Origin of the sequence: Nonomuraea sp. NPDC050556 (genome assembly GCF_044457355.1) — a bacterium.
Taxonomy (GTDB): Bacteria; Actinomycetota; Actinomycetes; order Streptosporangiales; family Streptosporangiaceae; genus Nonomuraea.
The window spans coordinates 1,141,392-1,165,556 of record NZ_JBITGU010000003.1; the positions used below are offsets into that span (position 1 = coordinate 1,141,392).

Genomic DNA, 24,165 nt, shown 5'->3' on the forward strand with positions numbered 1-24,165 from the left:
CCCCTTTCACGGTGCTTCCAGCCCGCCGTCCGGCCTGCGCACCCGCGCGGCCCACCGCTCGTGCAGGTGCGTCTCGGGCGGGTGGCGCGCGGCCGCCCGCTCGTCCAGATCCACGCCCCAGCCGGGCTCGCCTGACGGGGTGAGGTAGCCGTTGACGGTCCTCAACGTTCCAGGGAACACCTCGTGCACGGGCTCCGGATAGACGTGCGCCTCCTGGATGCCGAACGCCGGGCTGGTGACGTCGAGCGTGACGTTGGCCGCCGCGCCCACCGGCGACATGTCCGGCGGACCGTGCCAGGCGGTGCGCACCCCGCTCAGCTCGCACAACGCGGCCAGCTTGCGCACCGGGGTCAGCCCGCCGACGGCGGAGACGTGCAGGCGCAGGTAGTCGACGCCGCCCGAGGTGACCAGCCGCGCCGCGTCGGTGACCGAGGAGACGAGCTCGCCTGAGGCGATCGGCATGGGCGCTGCCGCGCGCACCTCGGGGAGGCGGTCGAAGTGCTCGGGCGCGAGCGGGTCCTCCAGGAAGAACAGCCTGTACGGTTCCAGCGACCTCGCCAGCACGACCGCTTCCTTCGGCGTGAGCCGGTTGTGGGCGTCGTGCAGCAGCTCCAGCTCGTCGCCGAGGACCTCGCGGGCCTTTTCGAACAACGTGGGCGTGGTCCTGAGGTAGTGGGCGACGTCCCAGCCGTCGGGGTACGGGCTGCCCGGATATGCGCCGGGCGTTCCTGCTCCGCCGTACGTGCCGACGCCCGGACCTCCGGCCTGGAGGCGGATGTGGCGGTAGCCGCGCTCGGCGAGGGCGGCCGCACGGTCGACGGACTCCTCGACCGTGCCGCCGCGCGCCCCGGTGTAGGCGGCGGCAGCCGCTCTGACCCGGCCGCCGAGCAGCTCGTAGACCGGGACGCCCAGGCGTTTGCCCGCGATGTCCCACAGGGCCAGGTCGATGCCGGACAGCGCGTTGTTGTGCACCGGGCCGCCGCGCCAGTACGAGGAGAAGTGCAGCATGCGCCAGATGTCTTCGATGTCGGCCGGGTGCCTGCCGATGACCATGGGCGCGAGGTGCTGCTCGACCGCGGCGACCACGGCGTGGAAGCGCTGGGTGAAGGTGGCGCAGCCGAGGCCGTGGAGACCGGGCTCGGAGGTGTCGACCCTGACCACGACGAGCGGGACGCCGCCTGGCGCGGTGACGATCGTGCGCACACCGGTGATGCGCAGCGTGTCCCTCGGTTCCCAGGGTGCCTGGGTCTCCTGCATGATCATGGTCGTGGCTCCTCAGCGGTGAATCCCAGCAGCCGCCTGGCCGGTTCCAGGTCGATGGCCACCGTCCTGCCGGGCAGCGCCGTACGACAGGGCACGCCCGGGTGGTGCTCGGCGAGCAGGTCCTCGGTCGGTGCGGTCATGAGGGTGTCGGGGGCGGCGACGTAGATGACGGGCGCACCGGACAGGGGCGCGGTCAGCGCCAGCACGCAGGCGCGGGCGGCGTCGCGCAGGTCGAGGTAGCTCCACAGGTCAGCGGCGCCCGCCGCCGGGTTCTCCGCCAGCATCGCCGCGCGGGCGGCGAGCCGTGCCGGGTCGCCGAGGAAGGGGAAGCGCAGCGCGGCGACGGTCATGCCGTGGCGGCGGTGCATCATCGCGGCGGTGGCCTCGTCGACCTGCTTGGACAGCGCGTACGGATCCTCGATCTGCAGCGGGGTGCCGGTGTCGAGCGGCAGGTAGGGCAGCTGCGGCCGGGACCTGGCGAAGGGCAGGCCGGTGATCGACAGGCTGCTCGCGACGACGGCCCGCCGTACCCCTGCCTGGCCCGCCTCGTTCAGTACCACGAACGTCGCCTGGGTGTTGGTGGCGAACACGACCTCGGGCGCGGCGACCTCCGGCGAGGCCAGCGCGGCCGTGTGGATGACCGCGTCCACTTGGTGAAGGGCCTTCCTGACGGCCGCGGGATCCCTGGCGTCGCCCACGAGCGTCCTCACCTCGTGGCCTTCCAGCGCCTCGAGTACGGCGGAGCCGAGACGACCGGCCGCGCCGGTCACCAGGACCCTCATCCCTTCAGCCCGGTGAACGCGATGCCGCGGATGATCTGCCGCTGGAACAGCAGGAACACCGCCACGGGCGGGATGATCGCGATCAGCATCCCGGCGATCAGCAGCGCCTGGTCCGAGGTGTCGGCCAGCCGGGGCAGCGCGACCGCCAGCGGCTGGCTCTCGGTGTCGGTGATGGCGATCATCGGCCAGAGGAAGTCCTTCCACGCGTTCATGACAGCCAGCAGGGACACCACGGCCAGGATCGGCCGCGACATCGGCAGCACCACTCTCGTGAAGATCCGCCACGGCCCCGCGCCGTCCAGCCGCGCCGCCTCGAACAGCTCCCTGGGTATGCCGTCGAAGAACTGCTTGACCAGCAGGATGTTGAAGGCGTGCGCGCCGGCGGGCAGCCACACCGCCAGCGGCGTGTTCGCGATGCCCAGGTCGAGGACGGTCAGGTAGAGCGAGACCATCGACACCGTGCCGGGCAGGAACAGCGTCGCCAGGACCGCGCCGTAGACGAACCTGCCGTAGGAGGGGCGCAGCACCGACAGCGCGTACGCGCCGGTCGCCGCCACGAACAGCTGCGTGAACCAGGAGCCGCCGACCAGCACCACGGTGTTGACCAGGTAGTGGCCCACCTCCAGGCTCGTCCACGCCTCGGCCAGGTTCGACCAGCGCGCCTCGGACGGCCACAGCGCCAGCGGGGCGCGCAGCGACTCCTGGGTGGAGGAGATCGCGCCCTTGAAGATCCAGTAGATCGGGCCAGCCCCTTCGAGCAGCAGCGCCGCGATCAGCAGCACCTGGACGGCGCCGAGCCGCCCGCGCATGCCGCGCCGTTCCGCCTCGGAGATCACTTCGTCCCCCAGGTCCTGGTGAGCCGCAGGTAGACGGCCGACAGCGCGGCCAGCACCACGGCCAGGCTCACGCTCAGCGCGGCGGCAGCGCCGTAGTCGCCGTTGACGAACGCGTAGCGGTAGATGAGCAGCAGTACGGTGACCGTCGCGTCCTCCGGGCCGCCGTCGGTGAGCACGAACGGCTCGGTGAACACCTGGAAGGTGTTGATCACCTGGAGCAGCAGCATGATCAGCAGGATCGGGCGGAGCTGCGGCAACGTCACGTGCCACAGTCTGCGGAGAATCGACGCGCCGTCGAGCTGCGCCGCCTCGTACAGCTCGGTCGGCACGCTCGACAGCGCGGCCAGGTAGATCAGCACAGCGCCGCCCGCGCCCGCCCAGGTCGCCTCCAGGACCAGGCTCGGCATCGCCATCCCGGTGGACTGCAACCAGGGGTACGGTCCCAGCCCGGCCAGCCCGAGGACCTGGTTGAACAGGCCGGAGTCCGGGTCGTAGAACCACTTCCACATGAGCACGGCCACGACGGGCGGCACGACCACCGGGAGGTAGACCAGCACCCGCATCAGCCCGGCGGCTCGCCTGAGCTGCGACATCAGCACCGCCAGGAAGATCGGCAGCGGGAACCCGATCACCAGGGCGAGGCCGGTGAACAGCAGCGTGTTGCGCACCGCCGTACCCAGGAGGGGGTCGGCGAGCAGCGTGCGGAAGTTCTCCAGCCCCGCGAACGTCGCGGCCTCGACCAGGTTCGTCTGCTGGAAGCCGAGCACCACGCTGCGGATGATCGGCCACCACGAGAACACGCCGAAGACCAGCACGGTGGGGAGGAGAAACAGGGCGGCGGCGCTTCTTCTCACTGGGCTTTCTCGATCAGTGGCGCGACGCGGGCTGCGGCCTTGGCCAGCTCGTCGCGGGGGTTGGCGTCCTTGCGGGTCAGGACGGCCTGGACGGCCGTGTCCAGCGCGCCGTACAGGTCCTGGGCGGCGACCGGGGGCTCGACCACGTACTCCAGCGCGGCCGTGTCCTTCACGTAGGGGGCGAAGTTCCTGACCGGGATGTTGGTGTGCTTGGCGATCGCGGCGTTCACCGGGTCCGACACGGCTGTGCCGTAGAAGGGGAGGGTGGGGAGGCCGACGGCGAGCTTGTCAGCGGCGTTGGCCACGGCGAGCTGCTCGGCGGACGCCGGGTCGTAGTTGGGCTTGAGGTAGTAGAAGTCGATCCACTTCACGGCCGCGGCGCGCTGTTCCTTGGTGGCCTTGGCGTTGACGGCCGCGACGAGGCCGCCGAGGAGGGTGGCCTTCTTCTGAGGGGGTGCGGCGATCTTCTGGGGGAGCGCGGCGATGCCGAAGTCATCGGGTTTGCCAGAGTAGAGAGTGACGTATCGGTTGTAGCTGTTGACGGTGCCGATCATCATGCCGATCTTGCCTGCGGCGAAGTCGCGTTCCGCGTCCTGCTGGGTGCGGAGCTGGTTGGCGCCCATGGAGTCGTCCTGCCAGCGCATCGCGGCGAGGTGGGTCAGCGCCTGCTCGGCGTCGTTGACGGTGGGGACGTATTTGCCGCCCTCCTCCTTCTCCATCCTTCCGCCGAACGAGTACGTCATCGCGGTGAGGATCCAGCCGCCGGTGTTCTTCACCGTCATCTGCGTGTAACCCGCCACGCCCGGCGCGGCGATCTTCTTGGCGGCGGTCCTGACCTCGTCCCAGGTGGTGGGGGGCTGGTCGGGGTCGAGCCCGGCCTTGGTGAACAGGGCGCGGTTGTAGACGAGGCCGAGGGCGTACTCGGTTACGGGCAGGCCGTAAACCGCGCCGCCGGGGCCGGTCGCGGGGGCCAGGGCGCGGGGGTCGAAGTCCTTGGCGTACGGCAGGCCCTTGATCTCGGCGCTGAGGTCGGCCACCTGGCGTCTCGCGATGAGCCCCGGGGGCTCGGTGAGCGGGACGGTGAGGACCGTCTCCGCGTTGCCGCCTGCCAGCCTGGTCGCGAACGTGCGCGCGTCCCACTGGGTGTCGGTGGGCTTGATCTTGATGGTGGGGTTGGCCTTCTCGAAGGCGGCGACCGCGTCGAGGAACTGCTTGCGGGTCTTGGCCGCGGTGGTGGGCGGCATTCCGGCCACGGTGATCGCGATCTTGCCGTCGGCTGTGCCGTCTTGGCTCGCCTTGCCGGACGAGCAGCCCGCCGTCGCGACGGCGAGCACGAGCGCTCCCGCCATCCATCGTCTGGCCATGGCTTCTCCTCTGGGTTAATGCGGATTAGGAGGCATCTAATCCGCATTAGGGGAAGGTGTCAAGGGTGTTACGGGCGGGCCTTGACAGGGTTTGAGTGGCGGGGGTACACCTCTCCCTAATCCGCATTAGGTCTATTGGGAAGAGGTCTCATGCCTGACATCCCCCGCCGCCGCTTCCTCGGCGGAGCCGTAGCGGCAGGACTGCTCTCGCCCGTGTTACCCGGTTCTCCAGCCCGCGCGGCGACCGGTTCTCTTTCCGGCAGTTCCCCTGCTTCGGCTGATGGGGCATCGCCGTCCATCTCCGCCGACGGCATCACCCTCACTGCCGCTGCGGATGGCGTGATCACCGTGAACGACGGGGTGGACCGGATTCGGCTGACCGGATTCATGGCCAAGGACTCGGTCGCGGGCATCCAGCGCACCACGGGCGGAACCCCGTCCCTGGTCACCCTCCCGGACGGCGCGCAGGCCATCCAGGTGGATTACACCCTCGCCACCACAGCCATCGCGGTGCGCGGCATCTTCCAGGTCGGCCCGCACCGCGCCAAGCTCCGGTGGGAGGTCAGTGGTCCTTCCACCCTGGTCCCCGCCGGGTTCATGATCGGCCGCACGGTGCTCTCTCCCAGCGCGCCGGAGTCCTTCATCCCTTTGACGACGTGGAACCGCGACGCGGGGGGCGGCGTGCCGTACGAGACGAATGCTGGGGTCGTCTACCAGGAGACCTGGCCCGACACCCGCGCCTATTTCCGCCTGGCCGGCACCACGCCCGCCTGGACCAACCCCACCTGGATCCACGCCCCCGCCACCTGGCTCCCCACCTCCACCGCAGGGTCTGCCGTCGCCGTCTCCTCCACCACGGGGGCACTGACCGAGGTCGATCTCGTGCTGGGGTCCATGCGCCCCGCCGCCGGTGGTGCGTTGGGCGGCGGGAAGGCGCTGGGAGTGGAGGTCTGGACCGACCAGCCGTTCTCCCTCTGGGATGCCGCGGGCCGCCCCATGCCCCTCCACGCGGAGGTGGTCAACGGCGGCACCGTTCCGCGCGACGTGACCCTCACCTGGTGGGCCCGCGACTTCGACGGCAAGCTCCTGGCCTCGGGCGCCGTCACCAGCACCATCGCCCCAGGATCCACCTGGACCCAGACCTTCACCGTCACCTCCCCACTCCGAGGCATCGTCTTCACCGAGGTCACCGCCACCGCGGGCGCGGACACCGCGTTCGCCCGCACCAACCTCGCCGTCCTCCCACCTCACACCTACCAGGCAGGACCGGACAGCATGTTCGGCATAGCCAACTACCCGTGGCTCCTCAAACCCGACACGGCAGCCGTCATCGCCCTGATGAAGCGCATAGGCATCCAACGCGTCCGCATCTCCTACGACGGCGGCCCAGGCCTCCCGCCGGCCACCCTCGACGCCGCGGGAATCGCCCACAACATCGAGCTGGCGGGCATCCCTCTCGGCGGCACTCCGACCGAGGTGGCCGCCTGGGCGGACACCAACACCGCCAAGGCCGTCAGTTCCGGCGCCGACTACTTCGAGGTCGCCAACGAGGTGAACAAGCCGTGGATGAGCGGCGACACCGCCGCCGCCTACGTCCGCGACGGCCTGCGCCCCGTCCACGACCGCCGCACCGGCCCGCGCCCCAAGCTCCTCAACGCTGGCCTCGCCGGAATGGACTACGTCTGGACCGAGAAGTTCCACGCCGCCGGCGGCTGGGACCTCATCGACGGCTTCGCCTTCCACCCGGGAAGGGGCAACTTCACCCCCGACTACGCACCCCCGCCCGAGGAGTGGACACAGGGGAACAACGGCTCCTACTGGAACTTCCTCGGCGGCCTCCGCAAAGCCCGCCAGACGATCGCCGCGTACGGCGACAAGGAGCTCTGGCTGACCGAAGCGTACGCCTGCACGAAACCCAACAGCTGGTGGCACGACACCTACCGCCAGGCGGCCGAGAACATCCTCCTCACCCTCGCGCTGGCCAAGGCCGAGGGGGTGCGGTGCGTGAACTGGTACCAGCTGCACGACAGCGTCCTGGGCAAACCGCAGATGGCCGACCCGGCCAACCCCGAATACCACTACGGCCTGATGAACCGCGACACGAGCGCGAAGCCGTCCATGCTCGCCTACGCCACCGCCGCGCAGGTCCTGGACCGCGCGACGTTCGTGCGGTGGCTGACGTTCGCCGACCACGACCTCAAGGGCCTGCTGTTCAGTACGCCGGAGGGCCCGGTCTCGATCCTGTGGAGCAGGAAGGACGGCTACGTGCTCAACACCGACCACGAGCCGGGCGCCACGTGGTTCGCGGCGCCCGAGCCGTGGGTGGACGGCTGGCCGACCAAGACGGACCTGAAGGTGGCCGCGTCAGGGACGACCGTGCGCGAGCTGGACTGCCTCGGCAGGGAGCGCACGCTGACCGCCTGCGACGGCAAGGTCAAGGTACGGCTGGACGGCGCTCCCCGCGTCTACTACGGGCTGAACCTCTAGCGGTCGCTCCACCGGCTGATGCGTTCCATGAGCGTCGCGGCCACCGGCGGCGGGTCGCCGGGAAGGATGGCGGCGTGGAAGGCGTGCGTCATGTTCTCGTAGACATCGAGCTCGACGTCCACTCCCGCGTCCGACGCCGCCTCGGCGAAGCGGCGGGCGTCGTCCAGCATCACCTCCCGCTCTCCAGCGAGAAGCAGCAGGGGCGGCAGCCCGCGCAGGTCCCCGTGCAGCGGCGACTGCGGCGCCCGATCGGGCGCCGCTCCGTCGAGATACTGGGTACGCACGTGATCGAGCACGAACCTGTTGACCACGTCCAGCCCGTCATTGGCCTCGATCGACGGGCTGGACAGGGTCATGTCCGTCTGCGGCGAGACGACGAGCGCCCCGCCGCGCAACGGGTCACCGGCTTCCTTGAGCACGAGCAGCGCCGAGAGGACAAGCGTCCCCCCGGCAGACTCCCCAGCGAGAATGACCTTGGAAGCGGGGACGGTGAGACTGCGATAGGCAGCCACCACGTCATCGAGCGCCGCCGGATACCGATGAGCGGGCGCCAGCCGATAGTCGACCGCCATGACCGGCCGCCCGGTGGCCTGCGAGAGCCGGTAGGCCATGACCCGCTCCACGTCGGGATTGGCGAACTGGAACCCACCCCCGTGCACGTAGACGGTGACGCCCCGGTCGAGGGAGGCGCCCGGAGCACTGACCCACGTTCCGGATCCCGCGGTGGGCGCGCTGAGATCGGCATCGGACGGCAGCTCGGAAGGAAGGGTGTCGAGCTGAAAAGGGGTCGCTGAAAGACGAGTGAAACGCAAGAAACATCCTTGTCTGGAATAGGAACAAAAGACGGCTCAACCCGGAGTACACACGGGGAGTCAGATCAGTCGCGGCCTGTGGTGTGAGAACGCACGGCATCATCCCTCTGTCACGGCGCCTCCATGCCGCCACCGTTCTCCCCGGATGGCTTCACGCGACGCGGCGGCCATTAAAAGCGATCTTCCGTCCACCTGTCAAGCGCGCCTGCTACCAGAGCTTGTCGACGGTGCCGGGGTGGAGGTTGATGCGGGTGTTCTCGAAGGCCTTGCGGTCGATGCCCGGGGTGAAGAAATCGCACATGGTGACCTTGTCGAAGCCGGGGTGGTCGCTGGGGAACGGGGCCTCCGGCGTACCTCCGACCAGGACGGTTCCCGGCAGGTGGGACCAGCCTGCGGCTTCGTAGAAGGGCTGGAGGGGTCTGTCGCAGGTGAACAGGCCCAGGTCGACCGTTGCGGCCATGGCTTCGCGGGCGGCGGAGACCAGGTGGTGGCCGTGGCCCTGGCCGCGGGCGGACCTGCGGGTGGCCACCATGCTCAGGCCGCCTGCTCTGTACGTCCTCCCTGCGTGGGTCAGGGGTTTGGTGAGGATGTCCAGGGTGGCCAGAACCACGTCGTCGGCCACGAGGAGCATGGACAGCGGGTGCAGCGCGGGGTCGTGGCCGGTGAAGCCGTACGGGGGCCAGGCCTCGGCGATCAGGTCGAGGACCTGGGCGCGGAGCGGCGCGGGAGTGTCCCGCTCAGGGAAGGCCAGGATCACGGGGTCCATCGGCGGAATCCTCCCTCGGAGTTGATCACCTGGCCGGTGATCCAGGCCGCGTCGTCCGAGGCCAGCCACCGGACCAGCCGGGCCACCTCCTCGGGGCGTCCCCACCGGCCCGCCGGGAGAGCGCGGCCCACGTGCGCGGCCAGGTCGGGGGTGGCCCAGCCGGTGTCGACCGGGCCGGGGTTGACGGTGTTCACGGTGATCCCGCGGTCGGCCAGCGCGTCGGACAGGCTGAGCGTCATCTGGTGGATCGCGCCCTTGCTGATGGCGTAGGGGAGTTCGTCCGGCATGGGGGCGAGGTGCTGGCCGGAGGTGAAGAGGATCACCCGGCCGCCCGGCCTGGAGTCGTGTTGCGCGGCGAACGCCTGGGTGAGCAACACGCTGGCTCTGCCGTTCACCGCCCAGGAAAGGTCCAGCTCCTCGGCGGTCAGCTCGGTCAGCGACTGCTGGGAGCTGCGCGCGTGGTTGGCGACCAGCACGTCCACGTGGCCGAACAGCTCGACCGCGCGCCCCATCACCAGCGCGGGCGCGCCAGGGTCGGCGAAGTCGGCCGCCACGTGCGCGACGTCGCCCAGCTCGGCCAGCAGCGCGCCGAGGTCGTCGCCGCCCCACGGCTGCTCGTCGTCGTGCGCGGTCCACGACTGCACCAGCACCCTGGCACCGCAGGCCAGCAGCTCGCGAGCCACGGCGAACCCGATCCCGGCCCGCCTGCTCACCCCGGTCACCACGGCCGTACGGCCCGCCAGCGTCTCCACGCGGGCCAGTAAACCAGTTGCCCGCACCGCCCCGGCATTGCTGTACTTCCCACGCAGCAACCCACAACCCCCGGGAGTCCCGAAATGCGCGCAGCCGTCATGTCACCCCAGAAAGGACCTTCTCCCTCTCACAAGGACATGACGCTTGTCTCCCAGGACACCCGTACTTCAGGCCCTTCGTCCCCGGCCTAGCTCCGTCCTAGCGCTCACCGCCGCCATCGCGGCAGCCACCGCGCTGCCCCTCCTGGCGCCCCAGCTCACCCGCACGTTCGTCGACGACGCGATCGGCGGCGCCACCACCGGCTCGCTGGCCATGATCGCCCTGGCGTACCTCGGGATCGCCGTCGCCGGGCAGGCGGTCAGGATGCTCACCGCGTGGCTGGCCAGCCGCCTGGCCTGGGACGGCACCAACCGCCTCAGGGAACGCCTCGCCGGGCACGCGCTCGGCCTCGACCTCGCCTTCCACGGCGAGCACACCCCCGGCGAGATGATCGAACGCGTGGACGGCGACGTCGTCGCCATCGCGGACTTCGTGGTCGCCTTCCTCATGGACGTCGTGGCGGGGTTCCTGCTGCTGTGCGGGGTGCTCGTCGTGGTGTTCGCCGTCGACGTACGCCTCGGGGCGGCGCTGCTGGTCTACTGCGTGCTCGTCGGGTACGGCATGGCCCTGGCGCAACGCCTCGCCGTACCCTCTGCCGCCGAGGCTCGGGCGGCGAACGCCACCATGATCGGCACGCTGGAGGAACGGCTGGCCGGGGCGGAGGACCTGCGGGCCAACGGCGCGGGGGAGCACGCTGTGCGGCGGTTCCTTTCGGTGAGCGCCGAGTGGTTCTGGACCGGGCGGCGGGCTTCGATGATCGGGAGCGGGCTCATCGCGGGGACGTCGGTGGCGTTCGCTGCGGGGACCGCGCTGATGCTCGGGCTGGCGGCTTCCGGTGCGTTCAGTGTGGGGACTGGGGTGTTGCTGTTCCAGTACACGCTGATGGTGCGGACGCCGTTCGAGCGGTTGATCGACCAGTTGCGGCAGTATCAGTCGGCTTTGGCGGGGTTCGCTCGGGTGGGGGAGCTTTTGTCCACGCCGCGTACGGTGCCCGTGCCTGCTGCGCCCGTGCCGCTGCCTGGGTTGGGGGCGCTCAGCCTGCGCTTTGACGGGGTCGGTTTCGCGTACGGCGGAGCCCGGGTGTTGTCGGGCGTCGACCTCACGCTGGCCCCTGGGGAGACGCTCGGCCTGGTGGGGCGTACGGGGGCGGGCAAGACGACCCTGGCCCGGTTGGCGGTGCGGCTTTATGACCCGGGGGAGGGGCGGGTGCTGGTGGGTGGGGTCGACCTGCGTGATGTCTCGCCCGGTTCGCTGCGGGCTCGGGTCAGCGTGGTCACCCAGGATGTCCAGCTGTTCGCGGCCAGCGTGCGCGACAACCTGACGCTGTTCCGTCCCGCTTTGGGGGACGACCTGCGGCTTTGCGAGGTGCTGGAGGAGGTCGGCCTCGGCGACTGGCTGGCCAGACTCCCCAAGGGCCTCGACACCACTCTCGGCAATGCCTCGCCGGACGCGGGTGGCTCGTCGGTTTCTGCAGGGGAGGCCCAATTGCTCGCCTTCGCCCGCGCCTTCCTGACCGACCCTGGGCTCGTCGTGCTCGACGAAGCGTCCAGCAGGCTCGACCCCGCGAGCGAGCGCCGCATCGAGCACGGCATGGACCGGCTGCTCGGCGGCCGGACCGCCATCGTCATCGCCCACCGGCCGTCGTCGCTGGCCAAGGTCGACAGGATCGCCGTCGTGGGCGACGGCCGGATCCTCGAGTACGGCAGGCGGGAGGAGCTGGCGGCCGACCCCGACAGCCGGTTCGCCCGGATGCTCGCCTTCGCTGGATCGGCAGCCGACGTGGGAGGGGTGCGATGAAGCCGGTCATGGTCGTTGCCGCCGGGCTGGCGCGGTTCGATCTGCGCCGATACCTCGTGGGTGCGCTGCTCTGGATGCCGTTCAGTGTGTTGCCGCTGCTGGGTGGGGTGTTGCTGCAGCAGCTGTTCGACCGGTACGCGGTCAGCCCGCAATCCGCGTTGTGGTTGTGTGTCGCCTTCGTGGGGGTTGAGGTGGTGCGCGGGGTGTCGATGGTGGTCGCGTGGACCTACGGCGACTGGTGGTGGTGTGCTGCCGCCACGCTCCTGCGTACCAACGTGTTGCGGTCAGTCCTCACGGCGCGCGGACCAGCGGCCACCCGGCTGCCTGGCTCGTCGGGAGAGGCCGTCGCGCGGTTGCGTGACGACGCGGCCGACGCGGTCGAGCTGGTGGACGAGGTGGTCGGGCTGGTGGGGTCGGCGCTGTTCACCACGGCCGCCTTGGTGATCATGGCGACGATCGATCCGGTGATCACGGTGGTGCTGGTCGTGCCGATGATCGTGGTCGGGGTGTTGAGCAGGCTCATGCGGCGGACGATCCACCGGCTGCACCTGCGGGCGCGGGTGCTCGGGGCGGCTACCACCGCCTTCGTCGGGGAGATCTTCGGTGCCGTGCTGGCGCTCAAGACGGCTGGGGCGGAGGAGGCGGCGCTGCGGCGGCTGCGTGAGCTCAACGCGCGGCGCAGGGATGCCGCGATCAAGGACCGGCTGGCGACCGACCTCATGGACACGGCTACCGGTGCGACGGTGGAGATCAGCATCGGGCTGGTGTTGCTGCTCGGGGCGGCTGCGATGCGGCGGGGCGAGTTCACGGTGGGGGATCTCGCCCTGTTCACGAGTTATGTGAGCTGGTTGACGGCCCTGCCGCGGACCGTGGGGGCGATCCTGTACCGGCTCCCGCAGGCGGCGGTCGCCACCGAGCGGCTCGGGCGGTTGATGGCCGCCCACGAGAACGCTCACGACCTGGCGGCGAGAACCCCCACCTTCACCCCCAGAAAGCCGATTCCGCCCACAATCCCGGCGCGCGGGCAGACGGCATCGGGGCGGCTCGAAGTGCTGGAGGCGTGGGGGTTGAGCGTGCCTGGGCGGCTTGAGGGTGTGTCGTTGCGGGTCGAGCGCGGGTCGTTCACCGTGATCACCGGCGCGGTCGGGGCGGGGAAGAGCACGCTGGTGCGGGCTCTGCTCGGGCTCCAGCCGGTCACCGCGGGCACCGTCGCGTGGAACGGCGAGCCCGTCGACGACCCCGGCACCTTCCTGGTGCCCGGCCGCGTCGCCTACGCCGGGCAGGTGCCTCGGCTGTTCTCCGAGACGCTGAGAGAGAACGTGCTGCTCGGCTGGCCGGGCACCGACGCCCACGTGGAGCGAGCCCTGGAGCTGGCCGCCTTCGACCTCGCCGAGGTCGAGGACGCTCTCGACACGGTCGTGGGGCCGCGTGGCGTCCGGCTGTCCGGCGGCCAGGTGCAGCGGGCCACCGCGGCCCGTGCGCTGGTCAGGACGCCGGAGCTGCTCGTCGTCGACGACCTGTCCTCAGCCCTGGACGTCGGGACGGAACGCCTGCTCTGGGAGCGCATCGCCGCCGACGGCCCGTCGACGCTGCTCGTCGTCTCGCACCGGCGGGCCGTACTGGATCGTGCCGACCAGATCGTCGTCCTCTATCGCGGCACGGTCGCCGGGCGCGGCAAGCCCGGCGACCTCCTGGACACCTGCCCCGAGATGCGTCGCCTGTGGCAGGAAGAGGATCAAGAGCGCGGGGGGTCGAGCTGTTCGTAGAGGGGGGCCAGCCGCCGTCCGAGGTCGCCGGGCGGCGGGAACAGGCGCAGCAGCAACCCCGGCGTGGCAGCCACGTGCGGCCGCTCCTGGCGGCGGACGCTCGCGCCCGGCGCGTAGAAGTCCGACAACCGGTCCGCGAACGGCACGTCGGACACCAGCAGCGGCTCAGGCTCAGGCTCCTCGTCCGCCAGCGACCCGAGCAGCTGCTCCTTCGTCCTGCCCCGCCACGCCAGCACCAGGAACGGATCGTCGTCGAACGACTCGGCCAGCAGATACAGCACAGCGGACAGGTGCTTGCACGGAAACCCCCAGTCAGGACACGTGCAGTCCATGTCGAGGTCGCGCGGGAACAGGTCGACGCCGCGCGCCGCGAACAGCTCCTCGATCTCCTGCGGCATCTCCCCGGCCAGCAACATCGCCCGATAGACGGCCTGACCCGCGATCGCCTCGGTGAGCTCGGCCCACCGCTGCTCGCCGTACGCCTCGATCCTGATCTTGATCGTGTACGGCTCCCGCCGCGACCCCTGCACCGAGGCGGCCACCAGCCCGGGGGACAGGTCGATCGACAGCACCTGCCCGCCACGCGCGTAGGCGCGCCCTCGGCCCAGGCGGCCCTTGTCGCAGACGCGTTCCAGGATGTCGATGAACCGCCGCGACCACCACTGCGACCCGATCGACCCGCGCGCCGTCCTCGCCCTCAGCCCGCCCTCGACCTTGATCGGGCGGCCACCCCATCCAGGCATGCGTCAGCTCACCGCCTCGGCGCCCAGGCGGAAGACCTCACGCAGCTCCTCGGTGGACAGGTCGGTCAGCCAGTCCTCACCGGTGCCGACCACGCTCTGCGCCAGCGCCTTCTTCCGCTCGATCATCTCGTCGATGCGCTCCTCCAGCGTCCCCGCGCAGATCAGCTTGCGCACCTGCACGTTCTTGCGCTGCCCGATGCGGAAAGCGCGGTCGGTCGCCTGGTCCTCGACGGCCGGGTTCCACCAGCGGTCCATGTGCACGACGTGGTTGGCCGCCGTCAGGTTGAGCCCCACCCCCGCCGCCTTGAGCGACAGCAGGAACACCGTCGGCTCCCCGTCGTTCTGGAACCGGTCGACCAGCCGGTCGCGGGCCTTCTTGGGCAGCCCGCCGTGCAGCCACAACACCGGCCGGTCGAGGCGTTGGGAGAGGTACGGCTGCAGCATGCCGCCGAACTCGGCATATTGCGTGAAGAACAGCGCCTTCTCCCCCTCCGCCATGATCTCCTCGGCCAGCCCCTCGATCCTGGCCAGCTTGCCCGACCTGCCCGCCAGCCTGGAACCGTCCTTGAGCAGGTGGGCCGGGTGGTTGCAGACCTGCTTGAGCTTGGCCATCGCGGCGAGCACGAGGCCGCGCCGTTCGATGCCCTCGCTGCCGTCGATCTTGCCCATCATGTCGTCCACGACGGCTTTGTACAGGGAGGCCTGCTCGGGGGTGAGCGAGCACCACTCCTTGACCTCGATCTTGTCCGGCAGGTCGGTGATGATGGACTTGTCGGTCTTGAGGCGTCTGAGGACGAACGGTCCCGTCGCGCGGCGCAGCGCCTGGGCCGCCTGCTCGTCCTGGCGCGCCTCGATCGGCTCCTGGTAACGCGACCTGAACCGCTGCCGCGAGCCGAGCAGGCCCGGGTTGCAGAACTCCATGATCGACCAGAGCTCGGCGAGGTGGTTCTCGACCGGCGTGCCGGTCAGCGCGAGCCTGGTCGACGTCGGGATCGCCCGGACCGCCCGCGCCTGCAGCGTGCCGCTGTTCTTGATCGCCTGCGCCTCGTCGCACACCACCCGGTGCCACTCGACCTGCTGCAACGCCTCCAGGTCGCGCTGGGCCGTGCCGTACGTGGTGATCACCAGGTCGGCGCCGCCGAGCCGCGCCGGATCGCGGCCCGCGCCGTGATGCACGTAGACGCCGAGCGACGGCGCGAACCTGGCCGCCTCCCGCTCCCAGTTGCCGACCAGCGACATCGGGCACACCAGCAACGTCGGCCTGGCCGCCCGCTCGTGCACCAGCAGGGACAGGGTCTGGATCGTCTTGCCCAGGCCCATGTCGTCGGCGAGGACGCCGCCGAGGCCGAGCTCGGACAGGAAGCTCAGCCAGGCCAGGCCGCGCTCCTGGTAGGGGCGGAGTTGCGCGTCGATGCCGTCCGGGGTCGGCACCGGGGTGAGGCGGCGGTCGGCCTGGCCGGACAGCAGGTCGCCGAGCGGGCCGTCCGCGTCGATCTCGAGCAGCGGCAGCTCGCTCTCGTCGCCCTGGATGACGTGCTGGAGGATCTCGGCCGCGGTCAGCTCGCCGTCCCTGCGCCCCTCGACGGCGCGCAGGGCGGCCTTGAGCTGGCGCTCGTCCAGCTCGACCCACTGGCCGCGCACGCGCACGAGCGGGACCTTGGCCCTGGCCAACTCGGCCAGCTCCGCCTCGCTGATCGTCTCGTCGCCCACGGCCAGGTCGATGCGGAAGTCGACGAGCTGCTGCAGGCCGAACCCCTGGCCGGTGGCCGCGGTCTGGGCTTTGGTGCGGGTGGTGAGCTTCAGGCCCAGTTTGGTACGGCGGGCCCAGCGCGGCAGTTGCACGCCGAACCCGGCGGCCTGCAGCAGCGGCGCCCCCTGGCGCAGGAACGTGAACGCTCCGGCGGTGTCGAGCGCCAGCTCGCTCGGGCGCGCCACCCTGAGGGCGCTGTCGAGGCCGGGATAGAGCCGTACGGCGCGGCCGAGCCCGGCCAGCAGCTCCCGCTCCGCGCGTTTGGGCAGGCCGGGGACGGGGTCGCCGGACCACACCCGCTCGGCCTCGACGTAGAGGCTGGGGTCTTCGATGGGTTGCAGGGCCAGCTCGACCCGCCAGTCGTCGGTGTCGGCCGGTTCGATGAGGCGGAAGCAGACGCGGGTGGCGGCGTCGGCGGCCGCGACGGTGTCGTGCCAGGCGGTGAGGGTGGCTCTGAGCTCGGGGACGTCCACGCAGGCGGGGTCGTCGCCGGTGAGGGCGGCCAGCCAGCGGTCTTCCAGCGTGCGGGGTACGGTCGCCGGTGGCGTGACGGTCGCGCGCACCTGGGCGTCGGCGAAGGCGTCGAGCGCTTCGCGGAGCACGTCGGTGGACGGGCGTTCCGCGGCGGCGGTGCGGCAGGCGGGGGGCATGGCCTGGGCGAGCTCGCGGAAGTGGGTGGCGTCCGAGCCGGTGATGACGGCCCGCCAGCGGGCTTCGGCGTTCTCGGTGGGCACGGCCCACATGGCCATGGACTCGTCGAGCACGTCCGCCATGGCCTCACGAAAGGCCCCCAGCCCGCTTTGCGGGGTCGAGGTCCCTTGGGGGGCGGGGGCGTCTTGAAGGGCTGGGGTCCCGTGAGGGCGCGGGGCCTTTTCAGCGCGCGGGGCGTCTTGAAGGGGCGGGGTCGCGTGCGGGGTGGGGATGAGCTGGGGGACGATGCGGCCGCGGCGGACGAGGTCGGTGGCGAAGCGGGCCGTCGCGGACCAGTGGCGGACGGTGGCCGAGGGGGCGGGTTCGGCGAGCACACGCAACGTGTCACGCACGGCGGGGAGGAGGGCGGGGACGCGCCACGGCCGCAGCCGAGGCCGGGTGATGTCGGTGATGCGGCCGGTCTCGGGCGACGGGACGGGCTCGCGGGCGGACCCGGGGAGGAGGAGCTCCAGCTCCACCACCGTTCCCTCCACGCCGAGGGCATCGGCGACGGTCCCTGGGTCGGCGGCGAAGGGGTGGGGCGGGGTCGCGGACGTGCGGGCAGGGGAGGCCGGCCCAGGTGACTCGCCCCAGAAGGCGAGGCCCAGCTCCGTCCAGACTCCGTGTACGACCAGCACCCCGGCAGGCTACCGGCCGCCACCGACAGCCCGGCCCGGCTCTGCTAACCTGCTCGGCAATTTGCCGGAAATCGGATCGCCGGATGAAGAGGAGCGCGTGATGACGTTCGCCGCAGGTGAGGCGGGATGGCGGAAAAGGCTGGGCAAGCTGCGTGACGTCATCAGGCAGGAGCTCGTCACCCGCCAGCTGGCCGGACACCTCCCGCAAACCCCCGCCCGCGTTCTCGACGTCGGCTGCGGCCAGGGCACCCAGGCGCTCAGAGCCGCCGCCCAAGGCCACCAGGTGACCGCCCTGGACGCCTCCAGGGACCTGCTCGACCTGCTGGAACAGGACATCCAGCCCGACATGCGGATCACTACCGTCCACGCCCCCGCGGAACGCCTGACCGAGCTCTTCGAGCCAGGCTCCTTCGACGCGATCCTGTGCCACGGCGTCCTCATGTACTTCCCCGACCCCGACCCCCTCCTCGCCGACCTCGCCACCCTCACGGCCCCGGGCGGCCTGGTGTCCCTGCTGGTACGCAACGGCGACGCCCTGGCGATGCGCCCCGGCCTGCTGCACGACTGGCAGGCCACGGCCCGCGCCTTCGACGGCCTCGGCTACACCAACCGCATCGGCGTGGACGCCCGCGCCGACCGGCTCGACGACCTGTCCGTACGGCTGGCCGTACACGGTCTGAAGGTCACCGAGTTCTACGGCGTCCGCGTCTTCAACGACACAGCGGCCGACGACGCGCAGGTGCCCGACGACATCGACGAGCTCCTGGCGTGCGAGGAACGAGCGGGGATGACCGATCCATACCGCCGGGTCGCGGCCCTCACACATCTGGTCTGCGAGGCGTAGTCTCGAAGTATGAACCCTTCAGGATCTAGGCGCGACCGGCCGACGCCGCCGTGCGAGCTCCCGTCGCCGTTCAAGGCTCCCGCCAAGCCCGAGGCCTGGTGCGACCTCCCCTCGCCGTTCAAGTCTCCAGCGAAGCCCGACGAGTGGTGTGACGTCCCCTCGTCGCCCGTCGCGTCGGTCGTCGGCTTCCTCCTGCGCGCCTCGCGCCGCCGCTGACCGCGCCATCTCCGCGCGCAGCGTGATGATAGAGGTCGCCGTCCCTGGGTAGTCGCCTCCCAGCGGAGGGAGGCGACCGAGGTGAACGACGAACGCAAGGAGCACCTGTCCACCGTCGAGCTGATCGGCCGGCTGTCCGACGAGGTGCGGCGGCTCGTGAAGGACGAGCTGCACCTGGCCAGGCTGGAGCTGGCAGAAAAAGGCAGGCACGCCGGCTTCGGCGCCGGGCTGTTCGGCGCGGCGGTCGTGGCCGCGTTCCTGGGCGGTGCCGCGCTGGTGGCGACCGTGATCCTGCTGCTCGCGCTGGTGATGCCCGCGTGGGCCGCGGCCGGAATCGTGGCTGGAGCTTTGCTCGTCGTTGCCGCGATCCTCGCTCTCGTCGGTAAGAACCAAGTGAGACAGGCGGCGCCGCCGATGCCGGAAGAGACCGTCGAGAGCGTCAAGGCCGACATCGACGTGGTGAAGGAGAGGGCTCGGCGATGACAGAGACCGACCCTGGCGAGGGCTTCGAGCAGGGGCGCGCGGGCGAGATGGGCGCGCGCAGGAAGCCGGTGGGCGCGCCGGTCGACAGCGGCTCCGTCAACGTGCCGCAGACGCGGCCGGGCGCGGCCGAGAACGCGCTGGCGGCGGAGGCGGCCCGCGAGCCGCACGAGACGTTCGTCCCCGAGCCGCCGAACAACCCGGAGCCTCCACCGGACGACCGCACGGATACCGGTGAAGTAAGCGACAACGATGAGGAGACTCAGGTGCGTAAGGACATAAGCGACGCGCGTAAGGACCTAGGCGACACCGTCGAGGCGCTGGCCGACAAGATGGACGTCAAGGCCAGGGCGAGCGACGCGGCCGACATGGCCAAGGACAAGGCCGTCATGGCGGCCGACATCGCCAAGGACAAGGCGGTGGTCGCGGCGGACAAGGCCAAGGAAGTCGCCAAGGACGCCATGGACAAGATGCCCGACCAGGTCAAGGACGCCGCGGACACCGTGACCCAGGAAGCGAAGAAGCGCCCCATCCTGGTGATAGCCGCCGTCGGCACGATCCTCGCGCTCATCATTCGAAGGATGATGAAGCGCGGCAAGTGAACGCCCCAGGACGCCCCACCGACCTGCCGAGGCGGGCCTGGTGGGGCGTACTCAAACGCACGTTCATCGAGTTCAAGGACGACAACGTCCAGGACTGGGCCGCGGCGCTCACCTACTACGGCGTCCTGTCGATCTTCCCCGCGCTGATCGTCCTGGTGTCCTTACTCGGCCTCCTCGGTCAGACCGACACCGCCAACCTGATCAACAGCCTGTCGGTCGTCACCCCGCCGGACGTGGCCAAGCTGCTGGAGGACGGCATCGCCGCCATCCAGCGCAACCGCCCCCAGGCAGGCGTGGTGGCGATCGTCGGCCTGGCGGTCGCGCTGTGGTCGGCGTCGGGGTACATCGGCGCGTTCAGCCGGGCGGCCAAAGCGATCTACGACATCGAGGAGGGCAGGCCGTTCTGGAAGCTCACCCCGCTGCGCGTCGGCCTCACCCTCCTGGTCATGATCCTGCTGTCGATCGGCGCGGCCGCGGTGACGCTCACCGGGCGGCTGGCCGACGTCGCCGGCGGCACGGTCGGGCTGAGCAGGCAGTTCGTGGCGGTGTGGGACGTCGCGAAGTGGCCGGTGCTCGTCCTGATCGCGGCAGGCCTGTTCATGCTGCTGTACTGGGCGGCGCCCAACGTGAAGCAGCCGGGTTTCCGGTGGATCACGCCGGGCGGGCTGATCGCGGTCGTCCTGTGGGTGGCGGTGTCAGCGGGTTTCGGGCTCTACGTGACGCTGTTCGGTTCGTACAGCAAGACGTACGGGGCACTAGCCGCGGTGGTCGTCTTCCTCGTGTGGCTCTGGTTGTCGAACCTGGCGGTGCTGTTCGGCGCCGAGTTCGACGCAGAGCTGGTCAGAGGGCGCAGGATCGCCGAGGGGCAGCCCGTCGAAGTCGAGCCGTACGCGGTGCCCAGGGATCCGCCCAAGGCCGATACGCTGCCTGAGTGATGCGGCGACAGCTCCTCGTTCTTGCCCTGGTCCTGCCCCTGGCCGGGGCGTGCTCGCCGGGCTCTGCCGTCAACAACTACGGCAAGGTCGTCCAGGGGACCAAGGGCACGACCGTGCAGGTCGAGGTGGCCAAGGGCCAGCGGTTCTCGCTGGCCGTGCCGGACAACGCCTCGATCGGCGACAGCTGGGAGCTGGTGGCGGTGCCCGACGCCAAGGTGGCGTCGTTCATCAGCAAGGAGCACGAGCAGAAGTCGGACGCCCCGGGCGCGGGCGGCACGAGCTACTTCGTGTTCAACGCCAAGCAGCCGGGCTCGACCGAGGTCAAGCTCTTCGACTGCTACCGCTGCGGCACGGCCAAGACCACTCCGGAGTCCGGCGAGGCGATCTTCGAGATCACCGTGAAGTGAGCATCGCCCGGCACAGCACGTCGAGCGTGGTCTCGATGACGACGGCGGGATCGCCGCCCGCCGCCAGCTGGCGCGACCCCTCGCCTAGGATGCTCCACCCCAGGTGGGCCAGCAGCGAGGGGTGCGGGTGCCCCTGGGCGGCCGCCAGGTCGCGCAGCGGCTCGACCATCGCCGCGTGCAGCTCGTCGAGCCTGGCCTGGCACCCGGCGGGCACGTCGATCGAGGCGAAGGTGCGCAGCAGCACGTAGTCGCGGCTGTGCACGAACGTCAGGGTGGTGAGCCCGAACGCGCGCACCCCGCCGTCGGCCGCCGCTGAGCGCAGCCGGGCCGTCCAGCGGGGGATGGCCTCCTCGGCGAGCTGCGCCAGGATGTCGGCGGTGGAGGAGAAGTAGCGGTAGACGCTCGATCTGGCCAGCCCCACCCGCGCGCCGACGGCGGCGGGCGTCAGCGCCGCGTGCCCCTCGCTGTTGAGGATCTCGATGGCGGCTTCGAGCAACGCGGCGTGCTGGCTGGCCCGATGGTCGGCGACCGTGGCCGCGCTGATCCTGGGCACCCGTTCACGCCTCCTCTTTCCCAGGTAGGAGCATAGTCGCGCCCACGCCGAACAGCAGCACGAGCCCCGTCACCGTCATCACCCTGCGGGTCGCGGACACCGACGCCTCAACCGCCAGGGCATGCGTCGCCGGGTCCCTGATCGCCGCGATGGCCGCGCCCCCGCTGTCCCGTACGGCCCGCGCCAGGTCGGGCCGGTCGGGCAGTTTCTGCGTCATCGCCGACCCGAGCCCGGTGACGAGCACCGTGCCGAGCGCCGCGATGCCGATGGCCGCACCGACCTGCCTGATCGACGACTGCAGCCCGGACGCCCGGCCCGACTTGTGCGCGGGCACGCCCGCCAGGGTGACGCCGGTGAGCTGCGCCGAGGCGAAGCCCATGCCGAAGCCGTAGGCGAACAGCCACGGCACCAGCGTCCACGGCCCGACGTGCGGCGAGAGCACCCAGGCGATGCCGAACGCGCCGATCACCTCCAGCCCGAGCCCGGCCTGCACGATGGCCCGAGGGGAGATGAGGCGGGCCAGCTTCGGCACCACGCTGCCCGCGATGAACGCGCCCACGGCCATCGCCGCGATGATCATTCCGGTCTGGAGGGCGGTGAAGCCGATCGCGGTCTGCAGGAAGAGCGGCACGATGAGGATGAGGCCGAACTCGCCAATCGACACGACCATGCCGGCGGCTCCGCCGTACCGGAAAGATCTGATGGACAGCAGCGACAGGTCGAGCATGATCGGGCGCCCGGCCCGCGCCCGCGCCCGCTCGACCAGCACCAGCGCGGTCAGCGCCACGGCGGCGACGCAGAACGCCAGCGGGATCGGCATCGCCCAGTCGTAGCGCTGGCCCTCGATCAGCCCGAACACCAGCGAGAACGGCCCGATCACGGACAACAGCAGGCCGGGCACGTCCCAGCCGCCCGCCGAAGGGTCGCGCGACTCGGGGACGCGAAGCGCGCCGAGCAGGACGAGCAGCCCGATCGGGACGTTCACCCAGAACGCCCAGCGCCACCCGAAGTCGGTCACCAGCCAGCCGCCGGTCAGCGGCCCGACCGCAGCCATGCCGCCGATCACCGACCCCCAGACGGCGAACGCGATGGTCCTGCGCGAGCCGGTGTAGAGGGCGTTGATCCCGGCCAGCGTCATCGGCACCGCCATGGACGCTCCAACGCCCTGCACGACGCGCGCGGCGATGAGCATGGCGGCGCTCACCGACGCAGCGGCCAGGACGCTCGCGGCCAGGAACAAGCCGATGCCGAGCATGAACATCAGCCGCCTGCCGCGCACGTCGCCCGTACGGCCCAGCGGGATGAGCAGGGCGGCGAACATCAGCGAGTAGATCGAGTTGATCCACTCCACGTCGGTGGCGGTCAGATGGAGGTCGGCGATGATCGCGGGAATCGCGACGTTCACGATGGTCGAGTCGATGACGATCATCGACGCGCCGATGGCCAGGACGAAGAGGGGGAGCCAGCCTTGCGTGCGCTGGTTTAGCGACACCATGTTGCTAACGATAGCAACAGCCTGTCTTGAAACAAGGGGCACGAGACGGCAGGCTTCCCGCATGAGGGAATTCATCCGGGTGCGCACCTCGGCGGACGGTTCTGAGACGGTCTCCTGGTGGACCGGCGACGTGTACGGCTGGCAGCAGGACGACGGCCCCCACCACCTGTTCGGCTTCGAAGGCGTCAACGCGGCGCGCGCCGTCGAGGTCGACGGCGGCTGGCAGCTCCTGACCAGGGAGGCGGCGATCTACCTCGACCCGAAGACCAGGGAGGTCATCGACACCTGGGACAACCCGTTCACCGGCAGGACGGTCGACGTCATGCACGTCTTCAACGACCCGGTCAACCAGCGCCTGGGCAACTTCCAGGTGCCCACCACGCGCGTCGGTGACCAGGTGGTGTTCAACACCGACATCCTGCTCGCCTATCCGTCGCCGCTGAAGGTCGCCGAGTACCCCGAGAACTCGGCGAGCGACACCTACCGGGCGATGGAGCTGTTCCAGTTCTTCGCCAAGGCCTCCGACATGGAGTCCGACCTGGACGACGTGCCGAGCGTGTTCTCCTGGTGCCGCACCTCGCCGTGGCTGCCGTGGATGGCGATGGGGCAGCTGCAGGGCGGGCTCGTCTACCACTGCAGGGGCGGCAAGATCGCCGAGCCGTCGGCGCGGCTGGTCGAGCGGGTCGGCGAGCACTACCTGCACGCGCCGGAGAACGCGGAGGGGCGCAACGTCACCAGCTGGACGGCGTTCAGGGACCGCTAGGGTCTGCATCGTGAGCACCTGCCTTTTCTGCGAGATCGTCGCGGGGGAGCGGCCCGCCTTCGTCGTGGCGTCTGACGAGGTGGCCGTCTCCTTCCTCGACACCAGGCCTGTCTTCAAGGGTCATGTGCTGGTGGTTCCCCGCGCGCACGTCGCCACCCTGACGGACCTGACGGAGGTCGGGCCGTATTTCGAGCGCGTGCAGAGCATGGCGCGTGCCGTACAGGACGGCCTGGAGGCGGGCGGCACGTTCGTGGCGATGAACAACACGATCAGCCAGAGCGTCCCCCACCTGCACACCCACGTGGTGCCCCGCAACAAGAAGGACGGCCTGCGCGGCTTCTTCTGGCCCCGGACCAAGTACGACTCCGACACCGAGGCCACCACCTACGCCGCGGCGATAAAAAAAGCTGCCTCCCCTGACGGGTAGGCAGCTACGCCCTTAACGGTGACTCTTCAGAGAAACTACTTCA

At 70.5% G+C, this 24,165-nt stretch carries 23 protein-coding genes; 11 read left to right on the plus strand and 12 right to left on the minus strand.

Annotation, left to right across the window (positions count from 1 at the left end; all coding sequences use genetic code 11):
- Positions 1-6: 6 nt before the first annotated feature.
- Genes ACIBG8_RS34340 through ACIBG8_RS34360 form a run of 5 tightly spaced genes read right to left on the minus strand, consistent with a single transcriptional unit; the run spans position 7 to position 5,099 of the window.
- Complete coding sequence (locus tag ACIBG8_RS34340; protein ID WP_397347240.1) at positions 7-1,263, minus strand: enolase C-terminal domain-like protein; 1,257 nt, start codon at positions 1,261-1,263, stop codon at positions 7-9.
- Entirely contained in the window at positions 1,260-2,045 is a 786-nt protein-coding gene (locus ACIBG8_RS34345) for an NAD-dependent epimerase/dehydratase family protein (protein WP_397347241.1), read from the minus strand. Before ACIBG8_RS34345 ends, ACIBG8_RS34340 begins: the two co-directional genes overlap by 4 nt.
- Positions 2,042-2,881 (minus strand): carbohydrate ABC transporter permease, encoded by an 840-nt coding sequence (locus ACIBG8_RS34350; protein ID WP_397347242.1) that lies wholly within the window; start codon positions 2,879-2,881, stop codon positions 2,042-2,044. The genes ACIBG8_RS34345 and ACIBG8_RS34350 overlap by 4 nt, the downstream gene beginning before the upstream one ends.
- Positions 2,878-3,735: a carbohydrate ABC transporter permease gene (locus ACIBG8_RS34355; RefSeq protein WP_397347243.1), complete on the minus strand. Its 858-nt coding sequence runs from the start codon at positions 3,733-3,735 to the stop codon at positions 2,878-2,880. The genes ACIBG8_RS34350 and ACIBG8_RS34355 overlap by 4 nt, the downstream gene beginning before the upstream one ends.
- A complete protein-coding gene (locus ACIBG8_RS34360; protein ID WP_397347244.1) occupies positions 3,732-5,099 on the minus strand; it encodes an ABC transporter substrate-binding protein in 1,368 nt (455 codons plus the stop codon). Before ACIBG8_RS34360 ends, ACIBG8_RS34355 begins: the two co-directional genes overlap by 4 nt.
- A 150-nt stretch (positions 5,100-5,249) precedes the next feature.
- Here ACIBG8_RS34360 and ACIBG8_RS34365 point away from each other — a divergent pair, with 150 nt between their 5' ends.
- The gene (locus ACIBG8_RS34365) at positions 5,250-7,586 is read left to right on the plus strand and encodes a hypothetical protein (RefSeq protein ID WP_397347245.1); all 2,337 of its coding nucleotides are present in this window, start codon (positions 5,250-5,252) and stop codon (positions 7,584-7,586) included.
- On the opposite strand, the gene ACIBG8_RS34370 is transcribed toward ACIBG8_RS34365, so the two are convergent.
- From ACIBG8_RS34370 to ACIBG8_RS34380, 3 genes are all read right to left on the minus strand, one after another.
- Positions 7,583-8,398: an alpha/beta hydrolase gene (locus tag ACIBG8_RS34370; protein WP_397347246.1), complete on the minus strand. Its 816-nt coding sequence runs from the start codon at positions 8,396-8,398 to the stop codon at positions 7,583-7,585. The two genes, ACIBG8_RS34365 and ACIBG8_RS34370, sit on opposite strands and share 4 nt — an antisense overlap.
- Before the next feature lie 208 nt (positions 8,399-8,606).
- On the minus strand, positions 8,607-9,164 hold the full coding sequence (locus ACIBG8_RS34375; protein ID WP_397347247.1) for a GNAT family N-acetyltransferase: 558 nt from the start codon (positions 9,162-9,164) through the stop codon (positions 8,607-8,609).
- The gene (locus tag ACIBG8_RS34380; RefSeq protein WP_397347248.1) at positions 9,152-9,916 is read right to left on the minus strand and encodes an SDR family oxidoreductase; all 765 of its coding nucleotides are present in this window, start codon (positions 9,914-9,916) and stop codon (positions 9,152-9,154) included. Before ACIBG8_RS34380 ends, ACIBG8_RS34375 begins: the two co-directional genes overlap by 13 nt.
- Positions 9,917-10,061: 145 nt before the next feature.
- Here ACIBG8_RS34380 and ACIBG8_RS34385 point away from each other — a divergent pair, with 145 nt between their 5' ends.
- Positions 10,062-11,813, plus strand: coding sequence for an ABC transporter ATP-binding protein (locus tag ACIBG8_RS34385; RefSeq protein ID WP_397347249.1), 1,752 nt, complete (start codon positions 10,062-10,064; stop codon positions 11,811-11,813).
- Entirely contained in the window at positions 11,810-13,579 is a 1,770-nt protein-coding gene (locus ACIBG8_RS34390; RefSeq protein ID WP_397347250.1) for an ATP-binding cassette domain-containing protein, read from the plus strand. The genes ACIBG8_RS34385 and ACIBG8_RS34390 overlap by 4 nt, the downstream gene beginning before the upstream one ends.
- Here ACIBG8_RS34390 and ACIBG8_RS34395 read toward each other — a convergent pair.
- A complete protein-coding gene (locus ACIBG8_RS34395; RefSeq protein ID WP_397347251.1) occupies positions 13,549-14,322 on the minus strand; it encodes an SWIM zinc finger family protein in 774 nt (257 codons plus the stop codon). The two genes, ACIBG8_RS34390 and ACIBG8_RS34395, sit on opposite strands and share 31 nt — an antisense overlap.
- Before the next feature lie 3 nt (positions 14,323-14,325).
- Positions 14,326-17,400 (minus strand): SNF2-related protein, encoded by a 3,075-nt coding sequence (locus ACIBG8_RS34400; protein WP_397347252.1) that lies wholly within the window; start codon positions 17,398-17,400, stop codon positions 14,326-14,328.
- A 100-nt stretch (positions 17,401-17,500) separates the two neighbouring features.
- Between ACIBG8_RS34400 and ACIBG8_RS34405 the strand changes: the two genes are divergently transcribed.
- The 6 genes from ACIBG8_RS34405 to ACIBG8_RS34430 all read left to right on the plus strand — a co-directional run bounded on the left by ACIBG8_RS34405 (position 17,501) and on the right by ACIBG8_RS34430 (position 20,884).
- Positions 17,501-18,244, plus strand: a complete 744-nt coding sequence (locus tag ACIBG8_RS34405) for a class I SAM-dependent methyltransferase (protein ID WP_397347253.1) — start codon at positions 17,501-17,503, stop codon at positions 18,242-18,244.
- A gap of 9 nt (positions 18,245-18,253) precedes the next feature.
- The gene (locus tag ACIBG8_RS34410; RefSeq protein WP_397347254.1) at positions 18,254-18,460 is read left to right on the plus strand and encodes a hypothetical protein; all 207 of its coding nucleotides are present in this window, start codon (positions 18,254-18,256) and stop codon (positions 18,458-18,460) included.
- Positions 18,461-18,541: 81 nt separating this feature from the next.
- Entirely contained in the window at positions 18,542-18,943 is a 402-nt protein-coding gene (locus ACIBG8_RS34415) for a phage holin family protein (protein WP_397347255.1), read from the plus strand.
- On the plus strand, positions 18,940-19,542 hold the full coding sequence (locus tag ACIBG8_RS34420) for a DUF3618 domain-containing protein (RefSeq protein ID WP_397347256.1): 603 nt from the start codon (positions 18,940-18,942) through the stop codon (positions 19,540-19,542). Before ACIBG8_RS34415 ends, ACIBG8_RS34420 begins: the two co-directional genes overlap by 4 nt.
- Positions 19,539-20,477 carry a YihY/virulence factor BrkB family protein gene (locus tag ACIBG8_RS34425; RefSeq protein ID WP_397347257.1) on the plus strand — a complete coding sequence of 313 codons (939 nt, stop codon included), beginning with the start codon at positions 19,539-19,541 and terminating at the stop codon, positions 20,475-20,477. Before ACIBG8_RS34420 ends, ACIBG8_RS34425 begins: the two co-directional genes overlap by 4 nt.
- Positions 20,477-20,884, plus strand: coding sequence for a protease inhibitor I42 family protein (locus ACIBG8_RS34430; RefSeq protein ID WP_397347258.1), 408 nt, complete (start codon positions 20,477-20,479; stop codon positions 20,882-20,884). Before ACIBG8_RS34425 ends, ACIBG8_RS34430 begins: the two co-directional genes overlap by 1 nt.
- Here ACIBG8_RS34430 and ACIBG8_RS34435 read toward each other — a convergent pair.
- Positions 20,871-21,437 carry a TetR/AcrR family transcriptional regulator gene (locus ACIBG8_RS34435; protein WP_397347259.1) on the minus strand — a complete coding sequence of 189 codons (567 nt, stop codon included), beginning with the start codon at positions 21,435-21,437 and terminating at the stop codon, positions 20,871-20,873. The two genes, ACIBG8_RS34430 and ACIBG8_RS34435, sit on opposite strands and share 14 nt — an antisense overlap.
- A 4-nt stretch (positions 21,438-21,441) precedes the next feature.
- The gene (locus ACIBG8_RS34440) at positions 21,442-22,932 is read right to left on the minus strand and encodes a DHA2 family efflux MFS transporter permease subunit (RefSeq protein WP_397347260.1); all 1,491 of its coding nucleotides are present in this window, start codon (positions 22,930-22,932) and stop codon (positions 21,442-21,444) included.
- Positions 22,933-22,993: 61 nt separating this feature from the next.
- Here ACIBG8_RS34440 and ACIBG8_RS34445 point away from each other — a divergent pair, with 61 nt between their 5' ends.
- Positions 22,994-23,695 carry a DUF1838 family protein gene (locus ACIBG8_RS34445; RefSeq protein WP_397347262.1) on the plus strand — a complete coding sequence of 234 codons (702 nt, stop codon included), beginning with the start codon at positions 22,994-22,996 and terminating at the stop codon, positions 23,693-23,695.
- A gap of 10 nt (positions 23,696-23,705) precedes the next feature.
- Positions 23,706-24,122, plus strand: coding sequence for an HIT family protein (locus tag ACIBG8_RS34450; RefSeq protein WP_397347263.1), 417 nt, complete (start codon positions 23,706-23,708; stop codon positions 24,120-24,122).
- Positions 24,123-24,165 lie beyond the last annotated feature (43 nt).